Source organism: Paenibacillus sp. 7523-1 (assembly GCF_002276415.1).
In the GTDB taxonomy this organism is placed as follows: Bacteria; Bacillota; Bacilli; order Paenibacillales; family Paenibacillaceae; genus Paenibacillus; species Paenibacillus illinoisensis_A.
Genome location: NZ_NPBR01000010.1, coordinates 261245 through 285957, shown reverse-complemented (window position 1 = coordinate 285957; position 24713 = coordinate 261245). Strand labels below are relative to the sequence as shown.

Annotated in this window: 19 protein-coding genes; 14 read left to right on the top strand and 5 right to left on the bottom strand. The window is 48.9% G+C overall.

From position 1 onward, the window contains the following. The first annotated feature begins 42 nt into the window (after nt 1-42). From CHH60_RS13355 to CHH60_RS30085, 8 genes are all read left to right on the top strand, one after another. A complete protein-coding gene (locus tag CHH60_RS13355; RefSeq protein ID WP_095359594.1) occupies nt 43-717 on the top strand; it encodes a hypothetical protein in 675 nt (224 codons plus the stop codon). Nucleotides 718-1177: 460 nt separating this feature from the next. Then, nucleotides 1178-2074 carry an ABC transporter permease gene (locus tag CHH60_RS13350; protein ID WP_255247937.1) on the top strand — a complete coding sequence of 299 codons (897 nt, stop codon included), beginning with the start codon at nt 1178-1180 and terminating at the stop codon, nt 2072-2074. 15 nt (nt 2075-2089) lie between these two features. Beyond that, nucleotides 2090-2959 carry a carbohydrate ABC transporter permease gene (locus CHH60_RS13345; RefSeq protein WP_255247913.1) on the top strand — a complete coding sequence of 290 codons (870 nt, stop codon included), beginning with the start codon at nt 2090-2092 and terminating at the stop codon, nt 2957-2959. A gap of 44 nt (nt 2960-3003) precedes the next feature. Next, nucleotides 3004-4563: an extracellular solute-binding protein gene (locus CHH60_RS13340; protein ID WP_095359593.1), complete on the top strand. Its 1560-nt coding sequence runs from the start codon at nt 3004-3006 to the stop codon at nt 4561-4563. Between the two features lie 62 nt (nt 4564-4625). Continuing rightward, entirely contained in the window at nt 4626-6935 is a 2310-nt protein-coding gene (locus tag CHH60_RS13335; RefSeq protein WP_095359592.1) for an Ig-like domain-containing protein, read from the top strand. A 5-nt stretch (nt 6936-6940) separates the two neighbouring features. Further along, on the top strand, nt 6941-7723 hold the full coding sequence (locus CHH60_RS13330; protein WP_095359591.1) for a glucosamine-6-phosphate deaminase: 783 nt from the start codon (nt 6941-6943) through the stop codon (nt 7721-7723). After that, a complete protein-coding gene (locus CHH60_RS13325; protein ID WP_255247912.1) occupies nt 7720-8883 on the top strand; it encodes an N-acetylglucosamine-6-phosphate deacetylase in 1164 nt (387 codons plus the stop codon). The genes CHH60_RS13330 and CHH60_RS13325 overlap by 4 nt, the downstream gene beginning before the upstream one ends. 10 nt (nt 8884-8893) lie before the next feature. Beyond that, nucleotides 8894-12337, top strand: coding sequence for a glycoside hydrolase family 3 N-terminal domain-containing protein (locus tag CHH60_RS30085; RefSeq protein WP_217989979.1), 3444 nt, complete (start codon nt 8894-8896; stop codon nt 12335-12337). Nucleotides 12338-12494: 157 nt separating this feature from the next. Here CHH60_RS30085 and CHH60_RS13310 read toward each other — a convergent pair whose 3' ends face one another. Beyond that, on the bottom strand, nt 12495-13214 hold the full coding sequence (locus tag CHH60_RS13310; RefSeq protein WP_095359589.1) for an SDR family NAD(P)-dependent oxidoreductase: 720 nt from the start codon (nt 13212-13214) through the stop codon (nt 12495-12497). Further along, nucleotides 13211-13621, bottom strand: coding sequence for a winged helix-turn-helix transcriptional regulator (locus tag CHH60_RS13305; protein WP_095359588.1), 411 nt, complete (start codon nt 13619-13621; stop codon nt 13211-13213). Before CHH60_RS13305 ends, CHH60_RS13310 begins: the two co-directional genes overlap by 4 nt. 199 nt (nt 13622-13820) lie before the next feature. Here CHH60_RS13305 and CHH60_RS13300 point away from each other — a divergent pair, with 199 nt between their 5' ends. The 5 genes from CHH60_RS13300 to CHH60_RS13280 all read left to right on the top strand — a co-directional run bounded on the left by CHH60_RS13300 (nt 13821) and on the right by CHH60_RS13280 (nt 20508). Further along, nucleotides 13821-14351: an NAD(P)H-dependent oxidoreductase gene (locus tag CHH60_RS13300; protein WP_095359587.1), complete on the top strand. Its 531-nt coding sequence runs from the start codon at nt 13821-13823 to the stop codon at nt 14349-14351. A 425-nt stretch (nt 14352-14776) separates the two neighbouring features. After that, complete coding sequence (locus CHH60_RS13295) at nt 14777-16324, top strand: PTS transporter subunit EIIC (protein ID WP_095359586.1); 1548 nt, start codon at nt 14777-14779, stop codon at nt 16322-16324. 9 nt (nt 16325-16333) lie between these two features. Then, nucleotides 16334-17179, top strand: a complete 846-nt coding sequence (locus CHH60_RS13290) for a PRD domain-containing protein (RefSeq protein ID WP_095359585.1) — start codon at nt 16334-16336, stop codon at nt 17177-17179. 239 nt (nt 17180-17418) lie between these two features. After that, complete coding sequence (locus CHH60_RS13285; protein WP_095359584.1) at nt 17419-18870, top strand: glycoside hydrolase family 68 protein; 1452 nt, start codon at nt 17419-17421, stop codon at nt 18868-18870. Between the two features lie 81 nt (nt 18871-18951). Beyond that, nucleotides 18952-20508: a glycoside hydrolase family 32 protein gene (locus CHH60_RS13280; RefSeq protein WP_095359583.1), complete on the top strand. Its 1557-nt coding sequence runs from the start codon at nt 18952-18954 to the stop codon at nt 20506-20508. A gap of 264 nt (nt 20509-20772) precedes the next feature. Here CHH60_RS13280 and CHH60_RS13275 read toward each other — a convergent pair whose 3' ends face one another. Further along, nucleotides 20773-21351 (bottom strand): TetR/AcrR family transcriptional regulator, encoded by a 579-nt coding sequence (locus CHH60_RS13275; RefSeq protein ID WP_095359582.1) that lies wholly within the window; start codon nt 21349-21351, stop codon nt 20773-20775. A 140-nt stretch (nt 21352-21491) separates the two neighbouring features. Here CHH60_RS13275 and CHH60_RS13270 point away from each other — a divergent pair, with 140 nt between their 5' ends. Then, complete coding sequence (locus tag CHH60_RS13270) at nt 21492-22394, top strand: CPBP family intramembrane glutamic endopeptidase (RefSeq protein WP_176476054.1); 903 nt, start codon at nt 21492-21494, stop codon at nt 22392-22394. 246 nt (nt 22395-22640) lie between these two features. Here CHH60_RS13270 and CHH60_RS13265 read toward each other — a convergent pair whose 3' ends face one another. Both CHH60_RS13265 and CHH60_RS13260 read right to left on the bottom strand, forming a co-directional pair. After that, nucleotides 22641-23477 (bottom strand): sulfurtransferase, encoded by an 837-nt coding sequence (locus CHH60_RS13265; RefSeq protein ID WP_095359581.1) that lies wholly within the window; start codon nt 23475-23477, stop codon nt 22641-22643. 100 nt (nt 23478-23577) lie between these two features. Next, nucleotides 23578-24522: a DMT family transporter gene (locus tag CHH60_RS13260; protein ID WP_095359580.1), complete on the bottom strand. Its 945-nt coding sequence runs from the start codon at nt 24520-24522 to the stop codon at nt 23578-23580. Nucleotides 24523-24713: the final 191 nt, after the last annotated feature.

Below are 24713 nucleotides of genomic sequence, written 5' to 3'. Positions count from 1 at the left end.
TCAAGATGTGGAGTAGAAGAATATTCTCACTGGAGGAAATTAATGAAACGTTCTTACCTGTTATTGGTGATTTTATTAACTCTAAGTGCATGTGAACAAGCTAATACGAGTGATAACGACAGTAATGATACTCATGTTTCCAGAGGAATCAATGTTAAGAATGCTAAAGACGCAGAAGCTTCTCCCAACACTAAAGGAAATTCATCGAATGACTCCTCCCATTTTTTAGCTGAAGACGAAAGTGGTCTATCCGCTTTGGATACTGATACGGCCTATAAAATGTGTACAGAAGCGCTAACTGAATATTACAAAGCGATTTGGAACGGCTCCGACATTGAACTGGATCGTTATATCGATAACGAAAACCTTAAGCAATATACGCAAAAAAAGATTGCATCGCAATTTAATTTGTTTCGCAAAAACAAGCTCACTCATAATCGAGTGACAGGCGTTGATATTAGTGCCGGAAAAGTTGAACATGTTAGAGAAGGTGAAGGTTTTTTCTATTTTCAATTAGAGGCACGCGTTAGGAAGGATGTAGGCAGCTTTGCTGAACCTACTGAATTTCTGGTGCAAAATGTGAATGGGAAGTTAGTTATAGTTGACTGGTATACTAATACAAAGGATAGTTATGATTCTGTTGTACGTGGAGAAAATCAGACTATTGATAATCCGGATATCTGGAATGGCAGTGAGTGGGCCAATTATCTGGATTAATTTATATACTCAGCAATAACAATAGATCATTGTATAGGAAGAAAAGAAAAGCGCGAGCTGCAGGGTTTTTGATCTCTGTGACTCGTGCTTTTTGGTTCGGACTCAACTGCTCTAGTGCTGCTTCTGTTGAAAATAGGAGAGTTCAGGTCAATTAGCTCAATGGTCTAATCTAATCATAGCGGCATAAAGCTGACACAAACAATATACACTTTTACTAATTTATACGCGGATATCTGGAAAATAGCATTACAGGCGAAATGTTATATAACATGTAGATAGCGCTTACAGATAAAAACTCGCTATAATTTGGTTACAAACCCCGGTGAAACAGGGGAAGTTAGCTCACATCTTGTTGAGCTGCAAACATGTAGCAAGAGGGGGCATGCCGATGGCTGATGCTGGCTTAATGGAAGACAAACTGCGAAAAAAATTAAATCATTCATCTCGGCGGAAGGTGCGGATGACCCGGATTTGGAACAAAAATAAGGCGCTATGGCTGCTCTTCCTGCCATGCCTCCTGTATTATTTAATCTTCCGCTATGCACCGATGTTCGGACTGGTCATTACCTTCAAAGACTACAACCTGTTTAAGGGAATATGGGCCAGTGATTGGGTAGGGCTCAAATACTACCGGATGTTTCTGGAGAATCCCGATTTTTGGCCGCTCATGAAAAATACGTTCCTGCTGGGAATGTATAAGTTGGTGTTTGGCTTCCCGGCCCCGATTCTGCTGGCCATTTTGCTCAATGAGGTACGTAAGGCAGCGTTTAAGCGTTTTGTGCAGACGGTCAGTTATCTGCCGCATTTTATCTCGAATGTGATTGTGGCAAGTATGGTCATTATGTTCCTCTCCCCCACCGGAGGGCTGATTAATAATCTGCTCGAATGGATTGGCGTGGGACCGATTAATTTCATGAATGAACCTGGGCTATTTCGGGGGATCTATGTCCTGTCGGAGATATGGCAGCATATTGGCTGGGAGACCATCATTTATCTGGCCGCACTGACAGCCATTGACCCGCAGCTGTATGAGGCTGCTGATATGGACGGAGCAAGCCGATTGCGCAAAATCTGGCATGTCACGCTGCCCGGCATATCTCCTGCGATCGTCATCACGCTGATTTTGAATATCGGCAAGGTGCTTGAAATTGGTTTCGAGAAAGTCTTCCTGATGCAGAACCCGGCGATCTACGATACAGCGGATATTATCAGCACCTATGTCTACAGGGTAGGGATGGTCCAGGGAAACTTCAGTTATGGCGCCTCCATTGACCTGTTCATGGGAGTCATCAGCCTGATCTTCATCTATACGGCCAACTTGCTCAGTCGCCGGTTAAGTGAAACCAGTCTATGGTAGAAAAGAGGTGTGAATGTGAAATCCCTCCGGTTCTCCTGGTTTAATCTCCTGGCATCATTAGTCCTGCTGCTTGTTGTGGTGGTCACACTCTATCCGTTCCTTCATATGCTGGCCGTTTCCCTCAGCAGCAATGCCAACGTCATCCAGAACAATATTTCCTTCTGGCCCAAGGGCTTCAATCTGAGCATGTATAAGCTGGTGCTGGGAGATCCGCAAATCTGGACGGCTTACCGAAATACCATTATCTATACTGTGCTTGGTACACTGATCTCGCTGGTGGTTACTTCAACCGGAGCGTATGCATTGTCCAGGAAAGACATGGCGCTGCGCAATAGCTTCACCGTGCTGATTGTCATCACGATGTTCTTCAGCGGCGGCATGATTCCGACCTTCCTTGTGGTCCGTTCCCTGAATCTGGTGGACACCGTCTGGGGCATGGTTCTTCCAGGGGCAGTCAGCACATGGAACCTGATCCTGATGCGAACGTTCTTCTCAGGCATCCCCAAAGAGCTGGAGGAATCAGGCCGCATGGACGGCCTGAACGATATCGGCATCTTCATTCGTATTGTCGTGCCGCTGTCCAAGGCGTCCTTCGCTACGATTGCCCTGTTCTACGCCGTGGGCATGTGGAATAACTTTATCTTCCCGCTGCTCTATCTAAGATCTCCCGATATGTTTCCGCTGCAGGTGCTGCTGCGTAATCTGGTGCTGGCCGGCAGTGCAAGTTCAGGCGACGTTACGTCGATCGGCGGGGATAATATGGTCGTGGAGGAATCACTCAAGTATGCGACCATCATGGTGTCCACTTTGCCAATTCTAATCATTTATCCGTTTGTACAGAAGTATTTTGTGAAGGGAGCCATGGTTGGGGCAGTCAAAGGCTAATCGGCATGAAAACCACCGCAAATTCAATTAAGGGAGAGAAGCGTATGGGCAAATGGAAATCGGTAATTCTTCCGCTGTTGATTGCTGTAACGATGGTAGCGGGGTGCAGTGGAGGCGGCAATGGTTCCGGCTCGCAGCCGGATGCTCAGGGGGGAGACGGTGTAAAGAATAATCCTACAGGAACGGGAAAGACGTTTACCGCACTCCTGGATAACAATGCCACGTTCCCATATTCCAAGAGCTGGCCCGTTTGGGACTGGTTAAAGGAGAAGACCGGCGTCACGCTTGAAGTGCAAACACCCTCCGGCAAGCTGGAAGAAAGCCTAAATCTGGCGATTGCCTCCAAAACGCTGCCTGATCTGATGTATATGCCCAATCGCAAAGAATCAAACAAGTTTGGACAGCAGGGCGCACTGGTTGATCTGATGGAGCATATGGACAACATGCCGAACCTGCAGGCATGGATGAAACAATATCCCGAGGAAGCGAAGGCGGCACTCTCTGCCGACGGCAAGATGTATATGTTCCCCAATCAGGGCTTCGGTGAGACGAACCGCATGATCTGGATGTATCGCAAGGACGTTTTCGACAAGGAAGGCATTCAGGTTCCAACGACCTATGAAGAGCTGCATGCGGCCCTGAAGAAGCTGAAGGAGAAATATCCGGACAGTTATCCTCTCTCCATCCGCTACGGACAGATTCCGGATGAGATGAATGCCAATATGACGGTGAATTATGGGACAGGAGAAGGCGCCTACTACGATTTTGACCAGAAAGAATGGCGTTATGGACCGACCGAAGACAATTATAAATCCATGGTAGGCATGTGGAAAAGTTTCTACGACGAAGGACTGGTTCCCCCTGATTTCTTATCGCTGCAAACGAAGCAGTGGCAGGATATGGTCTCCACAGGCAAATCGTTCGTGACCATCGATTATATCAGCCGAATTGATTTCTTTAACAATGCCATGCAGCCGGAGAATCCCGAGTTCAATATGCAGTTCATGGCACCACCAGCCGGCATTGCCGGGGGCAAACAGCTGAATCCGTATTTTCATTATATGGAGGGCGGGTTAACAGTAGCGTCCACCTCCAAAAACATTGCCGATATCATGAAGTACATGGACTTCTTCTATTCCGAGGAAGGGCGAACGTTCAGCAGCTGGGGAGTAGAGGGCGAGACATATGTAAAGGAAGGAGATACGATCAAGTTCAAGCCGGAGTATAACGATGTCATTGAAATGCGTAAGCAGACAGGGCTGCAGACCAGCGGAACCTATACCTGGATTGATTTTAATGCTCATCTGTCTCTGTTCTCGGATGCCCTGAAGAACGCTTATGAAGAAGCGGTGAAGTATGATCCTTCTGCCATGCAGCCAAGACCTGCGTTTACCGAGGGTGAAAATGAAATCATCTCCATTACTGGGCAGGCGATCAAAAAGCACCGCGATGAGAGCTTTGCCAAATTCGTGACCGGCTCTCGCAGTCTGGCGGATTGGGAGAAGTATGTAGAGGAGATTAACAATCTTGGTGTAGATCAGCTGCTGAGCACCTATAAGGAAGCGTATGACCGCGTTCTGAATATTCAGTTGAGCGCGAAATGAGCGAATATACGGCCCAGGAATCCTAGACCATTAGTACAGAATGGCAAAAGGAGGCTTCGCTTATGAAAAAGCAGCACCTGCGTGTGTACTCCGGATTCAGGCTAGCCATGGTTTTGTTGATAGGAATGGTGTTCGTTGGATTACCCTTCCCTGGTAAGGCGGGAGCAGCCGGTTCCATCTCGCTGGACGTACCTGGAGGTGGTTATGTGTCGGCCGGAGGGATGGTAGAGATTGGAGGCAGTTATACCGACCTGTATGACATTCGGCTCTATGTCAACGGTACGTCCCAATACGAAGTGCTGTTGAATGATCCCGATGGGGATGACAGCGGCACTTGGTCTTACATGCTGGATACCTCAAGCTATAACGGGACAGTTGAACTGGTGGTCCGCGGGCTGGATACGTCCACCCGTTACGGGGTATGGGGCGCTCCCGCCACCCTTACGGTTGATAATCCGGCAGGGGCTGTCCCAGTCGTCACAATCACAGGACCATCCGAAGGTGTGCCTTTAAGCGGTCAGGTAGAGGTTACCATCGAGACCAGCTCGCCCATTCCAGTCTCAATGGTAGAGGTGAGGGTAGATCGAGGGCCTTGGCAGCAGGCAACCGAGCAAGGTACGGCGTACGTCTTCGTGTGGGACACAGCGGGAATGGGCGATCGAACCGTCAGTCTGGAAGCCAGAGCAACCAATGCACCGGAACGGTACGGCTATAGTCCAACCGTATATGCACAGGTTGGAAACGGGACGAACGAACCGTCTGTCCCTTTGCCCAATCAGGACCGGGCCATGTGGATATGGGAACCGGAAAGCTACAAGCTGCTTCTGAATCCCGGTTCGCGCCAGGTGCTGGAGTCATTCATTACGGATACACAGACATTCGGGCAAGACCCAGTCCAGACGCTGTATCTCGCCGTGGGTAAATATGCGGGGTACAATGCGCTGGAAGAACAGGTGGATGAACTGCGTTCGTTCCTGAGCTGGGCTCATAGCAAAAATCTGCAGGTGCATGCTCTCATTGCTGGCGGCACTTCTCCCGCCTACATGGGCGCATACGAGAAATATCATAGTCATGCAGTAAGGGAAATGGAGCAGGTCATCAATTACAACCTTGCAGCAGCTGATGCGGAGAAGTTCGACGGCATCAATGTGGATATTGAGCCTTACATTTCCCCCGACTTCAGAGATCCGAGCCGATTTCTGCAGCAGGAATACCTGGATGTCTTGCAAAAAATGATTGATCGCCGGGATATGGCGGGTATCCGGCTGCCGTTCGGCCCAGCTGTGCCCAAGTGGTATGACACGTCTGATCAGGGTGCAAATATTGTCTGGAATGGCTCCAGCAAGTGGCTCTCCGAGCATGTTCAGGACATCTCTGACTACATCTCCATCATGGATTACCGGGATACGGCGGATGGCTCCGCTGGCATTATTGCCGGGGCTGCTGGAGAACTAGCTTACGCAGACCAGATCGGCAAGCCGAATTCGGTGGTGATTGGGGTGGAGACGCTGGATATCGCGAATAGCGGCGATCCCGAGACAATCACGTTCTGGGAAGAAGGCCGGAGCCATATGGAAGCCGAACTGGATAAGGTCTATACAGCATACGGGCAGAACAGCGCCTTCGGCGGCATTGCCGTCCATCACTATGATTCCTACCGGGCGCTGCCTTCGTACTGGGGACCTGGCGGCACACATTGGATAGCTCCGGATGATCAGGAGGCCCCTTCGGCCCTTGCTGGAATCCCCTCCATCGAAGCCACCAGTTATCAGACCATACAACTGAATTATGGAATGGCTTCGGATAACATGGAAGTGGAGCGCTATGTGATCTATCGGAGTACGGTTCAAGGCTTCATGCCTGCTGCTTCAGATATCGCCGGACTCGCCCGGGGCCTGAACTACCAGGATAAGGGACTGCTGCCGGATACGACGTACTACTACCGCATTGCAGCCCGAGACTTGCGGGGCAACATCGGACCACTCACGGATGAAGTCTCGGCTACGACGGCAAGCACCACGCTGAAGCCTCTAATTGTCTCTGACATGAATCTGGTGTATAGCGGATCAGCAGTATCGGTCACCCTGAAGGTCAGGGATTACGATACTGGTGCGGTACTAACGGGTGCGAAGGTAGAGGGAAGGTTTACGTATTCAGCAGGACGGTATACCAGCGGCATCACTGGAGCAGATGGAAATGTCACGCTTGGCTCGGAAGCGGTGATCCCGGGAAGACAGGTTGGTTTTGAACCTCGCCGAATCCGTTATAACGGTTATTACTATGCAAGCAGGCATGATCTGTCTCAAGCGACACTGCTGATGCAGAATTCGGGTCATGAAGAATCGGGTGAGCAGCCGTCTGAAGGAGGATGAGAAGCATGAAAGCAAATGGCTTAATACTGCCACTGGAAACTCAAGTCGTCGATCGAATGTCTGTACAGATCTATGCCAATCGGGACCAGATGGGGGCAGCTGCAGCAGCTGCGGTTGGGCATCAATTAAGACAGCTGCTGCAGGATTCCGAGCGTCAGGTCCGTATCGTCTTCGCTGCAGCGCCTTCACAGAACGAATTATATGAGGGACTGGTGCGGGAGCAGGACATTGACTGGTCAAGGGTTTGTGCTTTTCACATGGATGAGTACATTGGTTTACCAGATGAGGCTCCGCAGCGTTTCGGCCGATATCTGACGGAACGTCTGTTCAGCCGAATTCATCCGGGGCGGGTGGAACTGCTGAACGGACTGGGCGATGTGGTGCAGGAGTGCAGAAGATATGGAGAGCTGCTCCGTGCTGCTCCTATTGATATCATCTGTCTTGGGATCGGAGAGAATGGACATATTGCCTTTAATGATCCACCTGTTGCGGATTTTAATGACCCGGTGCCTGTAAAAGTGGCGAAGCTGGATGAGGCCTGCCGCCGTCAGCAGGTAAACGATGGCTGTTTTGCCCGGTTGGATGATGTACCTGAACAGGCTCTGACTCTGACGGTGCCGGCGCTGATGGCAGGCAAGAAACTGTTTGCCATTGTTCCAGGCGTGTCGAAACGTCAGGCGCTCAAGGCAGCTTTACATGATCCGATAAGCACGGCATGTCCCGCTACGATCCTGCGTACACATCCCGGTATTACGATGTTTACGGACCGGGAAGCCTTCGGCCTGTGAGCGTGCCCATTGTTGGTAGACACTACCGGACGGGGCTGCCCATTGAGGTCCGAGTCAGAGAGGGAAAGATTGCTGCCGTTACTGATCTTGCTGTGACATCTTCCACGGAACATCTTCCCTGGGTTGCCCCCGGTCTGGTTGATTTGCAGGTAAATGGTGGCTGGGGTCTGGATCTGAATGCGGCTCCGCTGTCCCCGGATACGGTGCTGAAGCTGACCATGCTGCTGCAGAGTCAAGGAGTCACGAGTTATTGCCCTACACTGATTACAAACCGTTATGATCGCCTCGCTGAATCTGCATCCGCTATTGCAGAAGCTATTCGGGTAAACGCGGATGCGGCCGCGGGCATAGCGGGCATTCATCTGGAAGGCCCGTTCCTGTCACCGGAGGACGGACCGCGCGGTGCACATCCGCGGCAGCATATCGTTCCCCCGGACTGGGATGCCTTGTGCCGCTGGCAGGAGGCGGCAGGCGGGCTAATCCGTATCGTGACCCTTTCCCCGGAATGGCCGGAGGCAGCTTCATTTATCGCCCGGTGCTGTGAATCTGGCATTCTAGTCTCGATTGGGCATACGGCAGCTTCACCTGAGCAGATTCGGGAAGCTGTCCAGGCGGGGGCTGTCATGTCCACCCATCTTGGCAATGGTGCGCATCTGATGCTTCCGCGCCATCCCAACTACCTTTGGGAGCAGCTCGCAGCAGATGAGCTGTATGGCTGCATGATTGCAGATGGCCATCATCTTCCACCATCCGTGCTGTCTGTCATTCTCCGAATGAAGCGCAAACGGGCCATTCTCGTTAGCGATGCCGTCTCACTGAGCGGCATGCCACCAGGTTCTTACCGTCTGCACATCGGCGGCGAAGTGGTGTTGACAGCAGAAGGGCGGCTGCACCTTGCCGGACAGCCGCAGCTGCTGGCCGGCTCGGCAAGGATGCTGCTGGATCAGGTGAGCTATCTCGTGGAAAAAGGACTTGCCGGACTTGCCGATGCCTGGGACTGTGCTTCGGCGCATCCGGCGAAGCTGCTTGGTCTTCAACAGGCTGCAGGACTTGAGGCAGGAGCCCCTGCGGATCTGGTCAGCTTCAACATGAACGATGGGAAGCTGAGCATGCTGCAATGCTGGAAGAATGGCCGACTGCGGCCACAGGGTAACGAATAGGAGGAGAGCGATGCAGAGCTTGATACCGCAACCGAAGCAGTTTACAGCAATTCAGGAAGGCCCCTTACGGCTGGATGACAAGGCGAGGATAAGCATGTATATGGAGCTGGAGGATCCTCGGCTCGCAATTCATTGCCGCCAGGCATTTCCGGGACTTCAATATACGTCCTCAAAAATAGATCAAGGTTATTTGCTTGTTGTAGAACGTTACGTAGGGCAAGAACCACAGCAGGTAGACCTTGACCCTAAGATCAACGAGCAGACTATTGATGAAGTCAAGGGAGAACAGGAGAAGAGCTCACTTCTCCCTGATGTCCATTCAGACAATGCAAAAAGGGAAGAAAAATGGGCTTATCTCGCGGGGAGGCCTCAAAGTTACACGGTAGAGGTTTCGAGCCGTAAAGCGGAGGTCTGGGCGCTGGATGCTGCGGGTCTATTTTACGGATTGCAGACCTTAGTTCAACTGCGTGGCTCAGATGGAGACATCCCTTCCGTGTTGATATCCGACTGGCCGGATACGGCTGTGCGGGCAATGAATCTGGATTTACGCCAGACGTTCTCGAAGCCGGAGCTGCTGATCGAATATTTGGGAGAGTTTGCAAAATATAAGACGAATGCCGTGCTGATTGAATATGAGGATAAATTTCCATTTCGAACACACCCAGAGCTTGCACATCCCAAACATGCACTAAGCCTGTCGCAGCTTGAAGAACTGAAGCGTACTGCTCATGAACATTTTATCGAGATTATTCCGCTTCAGCAGAGCTTCGGACACCTGGAGTATGTACTGCGCCACGAAGCCTGGCGGCACCTCCGCGAAACAGAGCAGTCCACCGGGGAAATTTGTCCGTCGCACCCGGAGTCCTTCGGGTTGATTACCACACTGCTTGGGGAGATGATCGACGCCCACCCGGAATCGCGATATATCCATCTGGGTTGTGACGAGGTCTACAGCCTATGTGAATGTGTACGCTGTCAAGTTGAATATGAAGGTGTACGGGAACGAGCCTTTATCGCCTTTTTGAACCAGTTAATCGCCTATACGGCAGAGCGGGGGAAACAGCCAATTTTCTGGCATGACATGCTCGACAAATGTCCGCCGGAAGAACTCGCTAAGCTGGATCAGCGAAGTGCAGCTATGATCTGGATTTATAATGGACGCAATATTGAGGCAGAGGTGACTTCGCATACGGACAAATTCAGATCGCTAGGCATTGAAGTCATGGGAGCTCCGGCCGTTCGCAGCTTTGACTGGGCCGAACATCAGAACTATCCGGTATTATCGAACCGCACGGACAACTTGCTTCAGTGGGCTGAAACAGCCGGCAAGCTGGATCTTGACTGTATTGTTGCCACCAACTGGACGGGGCCGTTCAGTCTTGGTGTTCCGTATGGCATTTTTGAAACGACGTGGTACCCCATGCTGCTGCATGCGGATCTAGCCTGGAATCGCAAGGCGGATGCCTCCACCTTCATTGATCGATTCCTGGAACGGTTTCATGGCATTGATCCGGTTACCGGGCATACGTGCCTCGGCCTTTATCAGTTGGAGGACTATTATGAGATCATCTGGAAGCTGCTGGACGAGGTGCAGGAGCATAAGGAAGAAGCCGAACTGGTGGCCATCATGCATGATTTTGAGGTAGCGACAGACCGTTCGCGAGCGATCCACAAGTATGCCTATCGCTGGGAGCTGTATCCTGGAGATGATGCAGAGTGGCGCTCCCTGCAGAATAATTACACGAGAAACCGCCGCGGACGCGAGAAGGTTCTGCCTCGCATGAAGGCAGCGCTGGAACGTTACCAGCCTTCAGATATGGCGGAGCATTTTGTGAAGTCGAGGTTCTATCTGCACGACTATCTGGAGCGTACACTTTATCATGAATTGGGACTGGATGCGACCTATGCGGAATCTGAACCGAAGGCGATGAGTCTGGAAGATAAAATAGCCATGATGTGTGTGGTTGGTACGCCATCGATCTGTGCCGAACCGGAATTTCGGGAGAGAATGTCGCAGCAGCGGTTTGGCGGAATCGGCATCTTTCCCCATAATGTTGAGAGTGAGCAGCAGACGCTGGCACTACTCGAAGAAGTGCAGAAGATAGCCGGAGAGTTTGGCAGCTCGTTGCCTTATTATATTTCGGTAGATGAAGAAGGAGGCACCCTGTCCAAGTTCAAAACCTTCTTTCCCTATATCCCGGGTAACCGGGCAGTGGGGTTAAGCGAAGTCCCCGAAACAGCCTATCTGCTCGGTAAATTCATCGGCAGTCAGTTGAATGCGCTGGGGATTCCGATGAACTGGGCACCTGTACTGGATGTGAACACCAATGTGGATAATCCCGTCGTCGGTGTCCGTTCTTTCGGAGAGGATCCAGGGCTGGTAGCCCAATTTGGCCGGGCCTACATCCAGGGGATGCATGAAGCAGGTGTGGCTGTGACGGCAAAGCACTTTCCGGGTCACGGCCAAGTAAGCGGGGATTCGCATGTGGTCCTGCCCGCGTGTGAGCTAACGCTTGAGCAATTGATGGAGGGGCCGCTGCTCCCCTTCATGGAGGCAATCGATGCTGGAGCGGATTCAATCATGATGGGACATCTGGTGTTTCCCAACATTCCGGAATCCGCTGGGCTCCCAGCTTCGCTCAGTTCTTTTTTTGCCTCAGAACTGCTGCGTACCAAGCTGGGATTTGAAGGTGTAATCTGCACTGATGATATTGAGATGGGAGCGATCCGTAATCATTTCAGTCCGGATGAAGTAGGCGTCCTGGCCGTACAGGCGGGAAACGATATGATTCTAATGTGTCACACCCCTGAGTATCAGAGCCGGGTTATTGCGGGTATTCTGGCAGCCGTGCAGGACGGGCGGATCGACGAGGCGCGAATTGATGAGTCTGTTCATCGGATCCAGCAGCTATACGGTAAATTCCAACAATACCAAGCGTCTGCCCAGCCTATTCCGAGAGAGGAGTGGGATGAGGAGGCACTGAATCTGGCTCGTAAAACCGTGAAAGTCACCCGAGATCCACAACGATTGCTTCCGCTCAGGACTTCACTGAATTATTTGCTGATTCTGCCGAAGCAGGAGCAGCTGACGCAGGCCGATAATAGCGGTGCAGCCGAGATCAGACTGGCATCACTTTTGAAGGATGCAGGAATAACGGTGGTGACGCACCACTGTTCTATGAGGCCGGATGCGGACGAGATCACGTCACTCGTACAGCAGACTGCTGGTGCGGATGTTGTGATCCAGGGCACGCTTAATGCTCATCTGTTCACAGGTCAGCTGGTGCTCGCCCAGGCACTGGCTTCAGTTAAGCCCCTACTGAATCTGGTGCTGCGCAATCCGTATGATGACCTCGCTCTGCCGCAGCAGGCCGGGAGCATACAGCTGTGTTCAACCTCCGATTATTCGCTGCGGGCACTGGTGGAGCAGCTGATGATGGCAGCTTCGAAGTGACTTGTCAGATCGAAATTGTATTTCATAATAAAAAGGTAAAAAGCCCGTTAAATAGCGGGCTTTTTACTGTATTGAATCCGTTTGTTATTCCTTGGTTGCTATAAGGATTCTCCATGATTAGATGGGGACTGCAATAAAACATCCCATCAAGCCTCCATTAAGCGTTGGTATCCGTTATCGCAGGCATATTGATTTCTTTTACGCAGGCTGCTTTGGACAGGTTCACAATGCATTTGACGATGGAAACCATATCCTGGAGGGGGATACGTGTGCCATTATATTCGGCTAGTGCACGCTCACTTCCCTCTTCATAAGGTATTTCACCTGCAAGCTCCCCCGGGTTAATGCATGTTACGGCAATGCCATCGTGTCTCGTGTGCTCCCGCAAGGCCTCCGTAATTCCACGAATGGCGAACTTGGAAGCTACAAAAGAAACCTGAGTGTTATTCGAATTGTTCAGACCTGCAGTCGAGCCAATCAGAATGATTTTGCCGGCTGTCGATTGCCGGAGATGGGGCAGTAATGCCTGGATACATACAATCGCCGAAGTTATATTTACATGAATCAGATTCGAGATATCAGCCGGAGTGTCCTGGTCAAACGTGTAGTGATCCTCGAACCCTTCCTTTTCCCAAATGCCTACATTGTATATGAGAACATCCAGTGTTTCGTGCTGGAGGGCATCTGTGACCACCTGGGCTGCATGGAGATCAGACAGATCCGCCTGTATCCATATGCGTTCAACGCCATCATTCAGGTTCAAATTGTCAGGTCTGCTGCGAGAGATGACCCAGACCTTGTCTCCCTGCTCGGGGACACCTCTGACGAAGGCATCTCCAAGTCCTTTGCTTGCGCCAAATACGAGATAGTTTTTCATTTCAAGTTCTCCTTCTTTTCAATTATCGAATCAAGGGGTAGCGAGTCAAGAACAGACTCTTTATTTTCCATAAGTATAATTTCTTCTCCATGCTGCTGTCTTAATGCTATATTTTCTCGTCCCCATGCGCACATCACATCCACAATCTTATTGGCAGTAACTCCATATTCCGTAAGACTGTATTCGACTTTTGGCGGCATCTGTTGATACACATGTCTTCTGACAAGGCCGTCCCTCTCCAGCTCACGTAATTGTTGGATCAGGACCTTCTGTGAAATGCCGTCGATACTGCGCTGCAGCTCGCTTGTCCTTTTCACACCTGACATTAATAAGCATACAATTAGCGCTTTCCACTTGCCGCCGATAATCTCGAGTGTTGCTTCAATTCCCAGATTATATTGTTTCATGACCGTTCACCTCGTTCAGGTTACATCTTGTTGATGCGGTATAACTGTTCATTTTCTCACAACTTTGCTGATGAAGTCCATACACACCTCGAAGTAACCATCTTACTTTATTGTGTGTATTTTCTTTTTGTCAGGCCTATATGATAATGGCGTTATTCAAACAAAAGGGTTAGCCTGAACCAAGAAAGGAAGTACAACAATGAAAACACTCGTGATCCTGGCACATCCGAATATTGACGGCTCAAGAGTCAATCGGCGATGGAAAGAAGAGCTTGAACAGCATGCAACTGATATTACAATTCATGAGATCTACCAAGCATATCCTGATTGGAATATCGATGTTTCCAGCGAACAGAAGCTGCTCGAAGCAAATGATCATATCATCCTGCAGTTTCCGCTATATTGGTACAGCTATCCGCCTTTGCTCAAAAAGTGGTTTGATGATGTTTTTACCTACGGGTGGGCGTATGGATCATCAGGCAATAAACTGCACGGGAAAAAGCTGAGCCTCGCCATGTCCATTGGTGATAAAAAAGAAAATTACACGCCAGAAGGTTCCGTCTCTTTTACGGTTGATGAGGTGATTGCACCTTTCAAAGCCAGCATCAATCATGTGGGTGGGATAGCATTACCGTATTTTGCCGTCTTCGGTGCATCATTTCAGGCTACAGATGAAGAGATTAACCAAAGTGCTGAAGATTACATTCGTTATATCCGTAAGTATGCTTGATTGCCGAAATTGGCGTTGATATGAAGGGGGTTCCCTCCACGGAGCACCTTAGCGTCCATGTACCCAAGTCCACGTACACCATCATCGCTACAAAATCAAGAGTCTGCTTCCGAAGCGGGCTCTTTTTGCTTACTCTTCCCCGTAACGATCGGGATTTTATTGAGAAATAACCTATTGATTCCATTAGAGGATATTCGAATTTTGGAGAAAAGGGGCGATCTGTTAGAACTGACTGCAAAGCCAAGATGAGCCATTGTCCTCAGAGTAGTGGTATTTACTGACCATTGATTTTGGAAAGTGAAGTGGTCACAATAGTAATATTGCCAAAAATGACGGAATTGTTATTTTTGTAGAAGATCAACTTTCAACGATAGACATCGATCCTTCGATGTCCTTTTAATGCTAAGTAACAGGGAGGAGCATCCATGCAGCAGGATGACCGGAGTGTCACAAAGGGGCGTAGTTCCGCAAGGGCATTGGCCACGCAACTTATTGAATGGTCTGGAGGAACGGACAATATTATCGAAAGCACCCATTGCACGACACGACTTCGACTCCGATTGCAGAACAGTGATCTGGTGGAACAAGAACGTCTTGACGGTATGCAGGAAATTCAAGGGGTGCACGTTCGTGCTGGACAACTGCAGATTATCCTGGGTCCCGCTCTTGTCTCGAAGGTTAATCGCCAGGTGAATGTCATGCTTCAGTCAGCTGCTTCGTCCATACCGAAAGAAGACGACCCAATTGGACCCATAACACCACGGCTGCACGAAGAAAATCATATGGATTCCTATCCACTGCCGTCCGTGTCTACCACGAGCAGACCATCCAACGATAAGGGGCTTCATTCACGAGCATTGTTGCACAGGTTGATGGACGCATTCCAATTTTTTTCTGATATCGTTGTGCCCATTATTCCGCTCTTCGTCGTGTCAGGGCTGCTGCTGGGTATCTTGGGACTTGCGAGGGCATTCGGCTGGGATGATCCAGGGCAAACGTGGTTCCGGATTCTGTCACTGCTGACGGGCTCTGCGTTCCAGTTGATGGCGGTTCTCTTCGGATACAACACGGCCAAGCGGTTCGGTGGAACCCCTGCGCTTGGTGCCGCTGTGGGGATTGTCATGACTCATCCGGGTATTCTCCCGTTCACCGATATTAGTGGAAATCCAGCCTTTGTTCAAGCTGTGCCCATATCACCGCAATTCGGGTATCAGGGAGCCATCATCCCAACCGTTCTAGCGGCGTTTATGCTAACGATAATAGAGAAAGGACTACGCCGATGGATCCCGTCATCCGGAGCTGTTCTTCTCGTTCCCTTTTTAAGCTTTAGCCTTGCGGGCAGCCTTGCGGTACTGGTTATTGAACCCCTTGCCCTTGGTCTGGGCCGCTCGCTGGGAAGTATTCTGGAGCATGTCTTCAACTACGGGAGCTTGCTATTTGGGCTACTGCTTGGAGGGATCTACAGCTCCGTTGTGATCACCGGTCTTCATCACGGGATTCAGGCTATCGAAGTTGGACTGATTTCCAATCCGGATATCGGCTTCAATTTCTTGCTTCCAATCTGGTCCATGGCGAATATCGGGCAAGCAGGAGCCGGTCTTGCGGTATATGTCAGAACCCGGGACGAAGCATTGAGGAAAATAGCATTGCCTGCTTCGATCACGGCGCTGTTCGGTATCACCGAGCCAGTGACCTATGGTGTTAATCTTAAACTTGGGCGTCCCTTTTTGGGTGCTGCTGCCGGAGGAGCTGCCGGAGGGGCATATGTCGCTTTTCATCAGGTTGTGGCTAATTCATTGGGGCTAACCGGATTGCCGATGATCGCTTTTATCGTACAGCCCGGGTTGATGAATCTTGTGCATTATCTCATAGGTTTTGTGCTTGCTCTGGCTACGGCTTTTACCGTTACCTTGCTGCTCGGTGTGGATCGCGTTGTTCGATCAGAAGCTGATAAACTTAACGAACAGGCATAGGAGACTAACATGAAGATCAAAAAAATACTCAACAATAACGCCGCTGTGGTTAACGATCATGGAGAAGAGAAAATTGTCATGGGGCCGGGTGTTGTTTTCCAAAAAGGAAAAAATGATGTTGTAGACCCAAGCCTTATTGAAAAAGTGTTTGTGATGACTGATCCGAAGCAGTACAACCACCTTCAGGAAATGCTGGGGACCCTGCCTGAAGAAGAAATTGCAGTCACCCAGCAGATCATCACTTTCGCCGAGAAAGCATTGGGTGTTACGTTTCATGAGCACATCCATATCGCTCTTGCAGACCATCTCTCGTTTGCCTTGGAGCGGATTGGCAAGGGAATCGAAATTCGGAATACGCTGCTTGAGGAGATTCGTATCCTCTATCCAAGAGAGTTCCATCTTGGGCTTCATGCCAAGCGTTTGATCTACGAGAAATTGCAGGTGGTCATCCCGGAAGATGAGGTTGGTTATATCGCCATGCATATCCATACGGCCTGGAAGAATGCGGGCATGCGCCATAAGGCTCCGGAAAAGACGGCCATGATCAGGGATATCGCGGAAGGTGTAGGACAAGTTGCCGGTGTACTGGATCGACGGTCTGCGAACTATGAGCGACTTTTGACCCAGCTTGAGAATATGCTGCAAACGGATGAATCAGGCAGACTCCGCAATGAACTTAACCCTGAGCTTGTGGCGATGGCAAAGATGAATTTTACCGAGGCATATACACAGGCCCGCGAGATCGGTGAAATGGTTGAAGAGGATTATGGATATGCTTTTACCGAAAGCCAACTGGTTGTGATCGCCATGGAAATCATTCGGATAGATCATCGACTCCATCCATCCTCGGATTGATTATGATGCTTGATAAACTGAGTCCCTGGTCCTTGATCCGAATCGGGAGTTTCGATCTATAGCCAAATTTTGATCCGACCATATAGAATAGTTATCGACAGTTGAATATGTCGGGATTGTTACTGGTAAGCAGGCAAGACCTAAAAGTCCGTTGGGATCGGTGTATCCACCATACCCTAACGATTTTTAGGTCTTTTTCTGTTTTCCGGAAAAAATGACAAGAGAGAGGGATACATCTAATGAATTTCCAGAACATTGTGAGAAGAGTGACAGCAGTAACGTTTGCAACAACACTATTGGCAAGTGGGGCAGTTTCGGCTTTTGCAAAAGAAAATTCAGACTACAAAGAGAGTTATGGTTTCTCGCATATTACACGCACAGACGCCCTGAAAATCCCTGCGGAACAAATTAAAGCACAATTCAAGGTTCCTCAGTTTGACGCATCTACGATTCAAAATCTTCCTTCTGCAAAAGGATATGATGAAAAGGGTAACGTCATCGACATGGATGTGTGGGATACCTGGCCGCTGCAAAATGCGGATGGTACCGTAGCTGACTATCATGGTTATCAAATCGTTTTTGGTCTGGCGGGTGACCCGGATCGAGGTTCAGACACATTCATCTACATGTTCTACAAAAAAGCAGGAGACACCTCCATTGATGCCTGGAAAAATGCAGGCAGAGTGTTCAAAAACACCGATAAGGACGTTCCGAACGATCCCATTCTGAACCACCAGGAAGAGGAATGGTCCGGCTCTTCTACGTTGACTACGGATGGTCATATTCGTCTCTTCTATACCAATCGTCATGGCTGGGACCCGGCTAACGGATTTTATGGCAAGCAAACCCTGACGACTGCTCAAATCAATGTCTCTGAACATGCAGAGGACACGCTCAAGGTGGACGGTGTTGAAGATTTCAAGTCGATCTTTGATGGTGACGGCAAGATGTATCAAACTGTGGAGCAGGCTTTCAGCGGTGGGGATTATTCCGACAATCATACGCTGAGAGATCCTCATTATGTTGAAGATAAGGGTCATAAATACCTTGTTTTCGAAGCCAATACTGGAACAGAGACGGGCTACCAGGGCGAGGATGCTTTCAATAACAGAGCCTTCTATGAAGGAAGCAAAAAGTTCTTCCAGGCCGAGAGGGAGAAATTGCTGCAAAGCCCTAATAAAAAGTTAGCTTCCTTAGCCAATGGCGCTTTGGGGATCATTGAACTGAATGACGACTATACCTTAAAACAAGTGATGAAGCCGCTGATTGCATCCAATACGGTAACAGATGAAATTGAACGCGCAAATATCTTTAAGTTGAATGGAAAATGGTATTTGTTCACGGATACAAGAGGAGCCAAAATGGTTGTGGATGGTGTTGATGCTGAAGATATCTACATGTTGGGATATGTATCTGGTTCTCTGACCGGACCTTATAAACCATTGAATGGTACTGGACTTGTATTGCATCAAGATCTGGACCCTAAGGATGTTACCTGGACTTACGCACATTTTGCTATTCCGCAGGTTCAAGGCAACAACGTAGTGATCACTAGTTATATGACCAACCGAGGAATGTTTGAAGATCATCATTCTACCTTCGCACCAAGTTTCCTGGTGAATATCAAAGGATCCAAAACATCCGTAGTGAAGGACAGCATTCTGGCACAAGGACAATTGACAGTGGAATAAACCAATTCCGCAGAGAATCTAAAAGAAAGAAAATGTCGATAACTATTGGCATTTTCTTTTTTTACAAATGAGGTATCTGTTATGAATAACAAAATCAGAAGGAAAATAATCATTTGTTCTGCTGTCTGTGGTGTGATCACGCTTGCCTTCACTGTTATTCCGATCCTGGCCAACAACCCATGGCCTACAGCGGATACGGGAGCAGCCTCTCCTTCTGCTAGCCTGCGAGCGAGCTTTCATTTTACAACGCCAGACAAGTGGAAGAATGATCCTCAAAGGCCGATATATCTGGACGGGAAGTACCACTATTATTATCTGTATAATGGTGATTACCCCACAGGCAATGGTACGGAATGGCGGCTTGCCACATCGGTCGATCTGCTTCATTGGAAGGATGAAGGCGTGGCAATACCCAAATACACAAACCGAAACGGTGATCCATGGTCTGGCTCATTGGTTGTGGATGAGTCAGGTACAGCCGGCTTCGGCAAGGGGGCAATTGTTGCGATCATGACACAGCCCTCTGCCAGCAGCGGACAGCAGGAACAATATTTATGGTACAGCACCAATCAAGGGAAAACATTTAAGCCTTATGGAGATCGACCGGTGATAAAGAATCCGGGACAAAAGGATTTTAGAGACCCTAAAATCATCTGGGATGAGCACTCCAAAAAATGGGTTATGGCTCTGGCTGAAGGGACGAAGATTGGGTTCTATGAGTCGGTTAATTTGAAAAATTGGCGATATACTGGCGGCTTCTTCACGGAAAACGTGGGGTTGGTGGAATGTCCTGATCTATTTGTGATGCGGGCAGATAACGGAACCTATAAATGGGTGCTCGGCGTAAGCGCCAACGGCAGATCATCCGGACAACCCAATACCTACGCTTACTGGACCGGAAGCTTTAATGGCAAAGAATTTGTTTCCGACCTTCATGATCCACAATGGCTGGACTATGGCTTTGACTGGTATGGAGGAGTTACATTTGAAGATGGGGCAAGCACTGACAAAACCGGTCACCGTTACGCATTCGCCTGGATGAATAATTGGAGCTATGCCAACAATACGCCGACACTGCAGGAAGGTTACAACGGCATGGATTCGATTGTTCGTGAAATTAAACTTATTACATCGAAAACGGGTCAGTATCGACTGATCTCAAGACCGATTGAGTCTCTGGAACGGGCAGTGGTCTCGAAGACTGCCTTTAAACCGATTACAGTGAAAGGATCTCATACACTTCATGCGACGGGAGATTCGTATCAGCTTGAGGCCGATATATCGTGGACCAAGATCAAGAATATTGGATTAAGGCTTCGTGAATCCAACGACCAGAGCCGACATGTGGATACAGGCGTCAATGTAGAAGGTGGCTATGTCTATGTGAACCGGACCTATACCGGGAATCCTGACAGGAGTGGCCGAGACTTGGAGAGTCAAGCGGCATTCGCTCCGGAGAAGAACAAGGTTCATCTCAAGATTCTGGTAGACAAGACCAGTATCGAGGTCTTCGTTGATGATGGTTCTTTGGTGTTATCCAATATCATTTTTCCAAAATGGAATGACCGCGGGATCACATTGTATGCTGAAGGGGGGACGGCAGTATTTAGCAACCTGCAGATAAAATATTTCGATTAATTGGTGGCATGGGTCGGACTGTTTCTATAATAATACGTCTAATTATCAGTCAAATCGGATGAAGGCTAGCCTCTCCTCCATTGTCATCAAGTTTGAAGACGAAAAGCCCGCATTGTTAGATGTGGGCTTCTTTCATTTATTTTTCCACAGTTTCCAATAGAATATCAATCCATGCACGCCCGAATTGGCACAGGCAAGGAAAGTGTATTCTGCTTGGCCTCTGGCCGGCTGCTTAACTCCCCGATTTATGTGTCAAGCTTCCCTTTAACGTATAATCCAATGGATATAGTCTTGTATCATTTCTTTGCTTCGTGTTCGATTTATCTTATCCGGCTCTAGATACAAATTGAGAGCCATTCCATTCATAAAGGCATACAGTTTTTCTTGTTCCTTCTCTTCATCGGTTGTGCTCAGAAGACCTTCATTTTTCAAGTATATAATGCAATTCTTGATTGCGTGTTGGAGGTCCTCATAATTGGTATCGAACCCTTTTTGCGTTTTTCCATAGGTTACAAATGCAAACCAAACCTCCATTTCCAATAATGTTTGTTCATCAGTCGGGACTAGCTCAAGCAAGTATTCAACAATTCTTTCTTGAGGCTCAAGTTCTCTTGCATTCAGATTTCTTAGCCGAATCAGTACCTTTTCCTTAACTAACTCCATCGCAAACGCTAATAGGCTCTCTTGTTTTGCAAAGTAATGTCTTAAAGCTCCTTGTGATAATCCGGCCTCCTTCGCAATTGTTCTTGACGTTGCCTGATGAATTCCTTTCTCGCTAATGATTTTCCATGTTGCTTCAGCGATAATATTCTTCATTTTCTCATGGTCTACGATTTTTGGCATACACAAACAATATCATATTATTTAACTCAAGTGAATTAAATAGACGGTTAAGATGGAATGTGCTAAAGTTTATTTAACTCAACTGAATTAAAAAAAGAATGGGGCAAATGCGGCATGCAACTTAAAGGAGTGCAATTGGAATGAACCAGCTATTCAAAGTAATGTTTTCTACATGGGGAAAGGCAATCGGCTTATTGTGCATGATCATTATGTTTGCTGCTGTATTGTGGTTAGTGTGGACCGGAAACTTGAATATAAGGTACACGGCCGATCATGAGGGAGTGATTCCAATATGGCATACTTGGTTGCCGGCATTCCTTGGTATTTTTTTAATCCGTCTGATTCCTTATAAAAGTCAAAATCATCCGTCTTTCCAACAAAGGGAGAGACATCACTTGGTTGTCCAATCGATTGTGTTATTGATGTCAGGTGTTTTGTTTACGGCTGCTCTTGTAACGATAGATCCCCAAGGATTACATTTCGAGCTATATTATTTAGCGTTCAAGTTGACGACACTGTTGTGCATTCCGCTGATTTTCTTGCTAATTTATCGCAAAACGACTGGCGCGCAGCAAGAAATTATCTCGGCAAAGCCTCGCTCTCGCAGAAACGTCATTGCACCACTAATCATTATTGTGGTCTGGGGTTATCTAAAGTTCTATTCCCCAATTGCACAACCAGAAGGAGTAATCGAAGCAACGGATTTGACAGAATTATTTCTCTTGGTGTTGATTGGTTTTATGATCAATAGCGTATTGGAGGAAGTTTTCTATCGGGTATGGCTGCAAACCCGGTTGGAGGCATTGCTTGGAAGATGGCCTGCCATACTACTAGTTTCAATACTATGGTCCATCTGGCATGTTGCCATTCAAGGATATGGTCAGTGGGATATTGATGTGGCAACAGTGATTGCAAATCATGGGGTTACGGGTCTGTTTCTTGGTTATTTATGGGCCCGCTATCGTAGAGTATGGGTGATTATCTTGGTTCACGGACTCATAAATGCTTCCCCTCATGTTCTGTTGCAGATTTTATTTCACTGAGGGAAAAGGAACTGGATAAGTCTGCCTGTGCAAAGATTCCTTTATCTCTCCCGTATTCCCGATTGTTAACAAAGACATTCAAATTGTCTGCCTTCAGCCTAGTAATATTTATTAAAGTGAATGTGGCTCCACCTTCTACATGTTGATTTCCTGTTGACGCTCAGGCACTGTAAATACACCGCCCCCGGCATCAGCCAGCATGGCGGTGTATTCGTTTTTGAGATACTGTAGACCCGTGCTCAGTACCTACTCGTCCACAGTGTCCACTGCATTCTCCTCATAACTAATCCAGTCGCTCCAGCTTCCGGCGTACAGCTTCACATTGGTATATCCGGCTTCCTCCAGCGCAATTACATTCGGGCAGGCCGAGACGCCTGAGCCGCAGTACACGATGATGGGCTCGTCCTTCGCCAGCTTCCCGAAATGTTCCTCCAATATACTCACGTCAGACCACCGGCCTTCTGCATTCAGTACATCTTTCCAAAAATAATTCACCGCCCCCGGAATATGTCCGGCCTTGGCATCGATCGGTTCTTCCAGCCCTGCATAGCGGCGGGCATCGCGAGAGTCGATCAGTACCGCTGAGCTGTTCGCCGAAGCGTGCTGTGCGTCCTGTACGCTGGCAAGCATGTGCGGCTTCACGTTTGCTTCGAACGTGGAGGGAATCCGTACAGGCACATCCGTGGTTACCGGAAACTTGGCGTTTTGCCAGGCGGAGAAGCCCTCGTCCATCACGTACACCTGTTCATGACCCAGGTAGCGAAGCAGCCACCATAATCTTGAGGCATTCATACCGCCCTGATCATCGTAGGCAACAATACGAGCATTTGAACCGATTCCCGCTTTCGAAAGACGCTTTGCCAGTTCTGTCGGGTCAGGGAGCGGATGACGTCCGCCATGGGCTGACACAGGAGAGGATAGATCCTGTTCGAGATCGAGATAAACGGCACCTGGAATATGGCCAGCCTCATAAGCTTGTCTTCCTGCATCTGGTTGACCGAGCAGGAATCTGCAGTCGGCAATGACCACATCGGGTTCGTACATTCTGGCGAGCAGCCAGCGCATGGATACAATGTTTTTCATGAAAATACACCGCCTTATGAAGAGTATTGAGTTCCGATTGAAGTCTGTTGTATCAGACTCCAATCGTTTTTTTTTTGCCATGCCATATGCTGCGGTAGAATTACACCGCCGTAGGTTCAGCAGGTCCTTGACCGCCGACAGGCGCGTCAGCGGGAATGGGTTCCGGTTTGGTTTTGCCGTACCGAATGAAAATCCATACCCCAAAGATAATGACGACGCCGGCAATCATCTGCATGGCACTGAGAGATTCACCAAGCAGCATCCAGGCCAGCAGTGAGGAGAATACGGGTTCACCGAGCACGCCCATGGATACCGTGGTGGCATTCATATACTGAAGCAGCCAGTTGAAGAGATAGTGCCCGAAGATCGTCGGCACGATGGCGAGTAGCAGGAAAATTCCCCACTCCGAAGCCGCATAACCCCCGAACGAATGCCCCATGGCCAAATTATATACCGCCAGCGTACAGGCAGCGACGAAAAATACCCAGAAGTTATAAGAGAAGGCACTGAGTCCGGAACGCAGAAATTGTCCAAGCAGCATATGGATGGCTACCGCAATCGTTCCCAGCAGAGATAGAAGATCGCCTTGCAATGCCGTACCGGCTAACTGAAAATCCCCAGCTCCGATCGCTATGGATCCAAGCAGGGCGATGCCCATGCCGATAATCATCATACGGTTAATCTTGGCTTTGAACAGCCAGACGGAACCGGCGAGAATTAATATGGGCTCAAGTGCGAGAATGACCGTGGAGCTGGCCACACTCGTAAGTCTGAGCGATCCCATCCACAGCAGGAAATGAAGTGCCAGCATCACACCGGATGCAAGCAGCAGCCCCCACTGCCTGAAATTAAGGCGCATCATCTCATGTCGGTATTTCCAGACAAACGGAAGCATCAGCAGATTGGTGAGAAACAGCCGATACATGGCGATAACAGCCACATCTGCACTGGACCAGCGCACAAAAATGGAAGAAAACGAGATAGCAATAATGCCGACAACGAACAGAAGTTCAATGGATCTGCCGGCACGAAACAAGCTTGTCATGGATGTAGCTCCTTCTTGAAGTCAAATGGCGTAAATCAATTCATTATACAGGAGAACCCAGCTGTTCGAAAAGCGATGAAAGAAAAATAGATAAGCAGATTGTAACCGGGCTTGTAACTATTCTGTCATTCACCCATGCCGCTTTTCTATTAATCTTCTATATAGAGACATGAAACGATATAATATACCAA

Excerpts from the sequence above, each read along its gene's own strand:
- CHH60_RS13300 (WP_095359587.1), top strand. The coding sequence starts at position 13,821 with ATGAAAACACTCGTGATCCTGGCACATCCGAATATTGACGGCTCAAGA.
- CHH60_RS13275 (WP_095359582.1), bottom strand. The coding sequence starts at position 21,351 with ATGCCAAAAATCGTAGACCATGAGAAAATGAAGAATATTATCGCTGAA.
- CHH60_RS30085 (WP_217989979.1), top strand. The coding sequence starts at position 8,894 with ATGCAGAGCTTGATACCGCAACCGAAGCAGTTTACAGCAATTCAGGAA.
- CHH60_RS13330 (WP_095359591.1), top strand. The coding sequence starts at position 6,941 with ATGAAAGCAAATGGCTTAATACTGCCACTGGAAACTCAAGTCGTCGAT.
- CHH60_RS13340 (WP_095359593.1), top strand. The coding sequence starts at position 3,004 with ATGGGCAAATGGAAATCGGTAATTCTTCCGCTGTTGATTGCTGTAACG.
- CHH60_RS13355 (WP_095359594.1), top strand. The coding sequence starts at position 43 with ATGAAACGTTCTTACCTGTTATTGGTGATTTTATTAACTCTAAGTGCA.
- CHH60_RS13310 (WP_095359589.1), bottom strand. The coding sequence starts at position 13,214 with ATGAAAAACTATCTCGTATTTGGCGCAAGCAAAGGACTTGGAGATGCC.
- CHH60_RS13280 (WP_095359583.1), top strand. The coding sequence starts at position 18,952 with ATGAATAACAAAATCAGAAGGAAAATAATCATTTGTTCTGCTGTCTGT.
- CHH60_RS13290 (WP_095359585.1), top strand. The coding sequence starts at position 16,334 with ATGAAGATCAAAAAAATACTCAACAATAACGCCGCTGTGGTTAACGAT.
- CHH60_RS13295 (WP_095359586.1), top strand. The coding sequence starts at position 14,777 with ATGCAGCAGGATGACCGGAGTGTCACAAAGGGGCGTAGTTCCGCAAGG.
- CHH60_RS13260 (WP_095359580.1), bottom strand. The coding sequence starts at position 24,522 with ATGACAAGCTTGTTTCGTGCCGGCAGATCCATTGAACTTCTGTTCGTT.
- CHH60_RS13335 (WP_095359592.1), top strand. The coding sequence starts at position 4,626 with ATGAAAAAGCAGCACCTGCGTGTGTACTCCGGATTCAGGCTAGCCATG.
- CHH60_RS13305 (WP_095359588.1), bottom strand. The coding sequence starts at position 13,621 with ATGAAACAATATAATCTGGGAATTGAAGCAACACTCGAGATTATCGGC.
- CHH60_RS13350 (WP_255247937.1), top strand. The coding sequence starts at position 1,178 with ATGACCCGGATTTGGAACAAAAATAAGGCGCTATGGCTGCTCTTCCTG.
- CHH60_RS13285 (WP_095359584.1), top strand. The coding sequence starts at position 17,419 with ATGAATTTCCAGAACATTGTGAGAAGAGTGACAGCAGTAACGTTTGCA.
- CHH60_RS13270 (WP_176476054.1), top strand. The coding sequence starts at position 21,492 with ATGAACCAGCTATTCAAAGTAATGTTTTCTACATGGGGAAAGGCAATC.
- CHH60_RS13265 (WP_095359581.1), bottom strand. The coding sequence starts at position 23,477 with ATGAAAAACATTGTATCCATGCGCTGGCTGCTCGCCAGAATGTACGAA.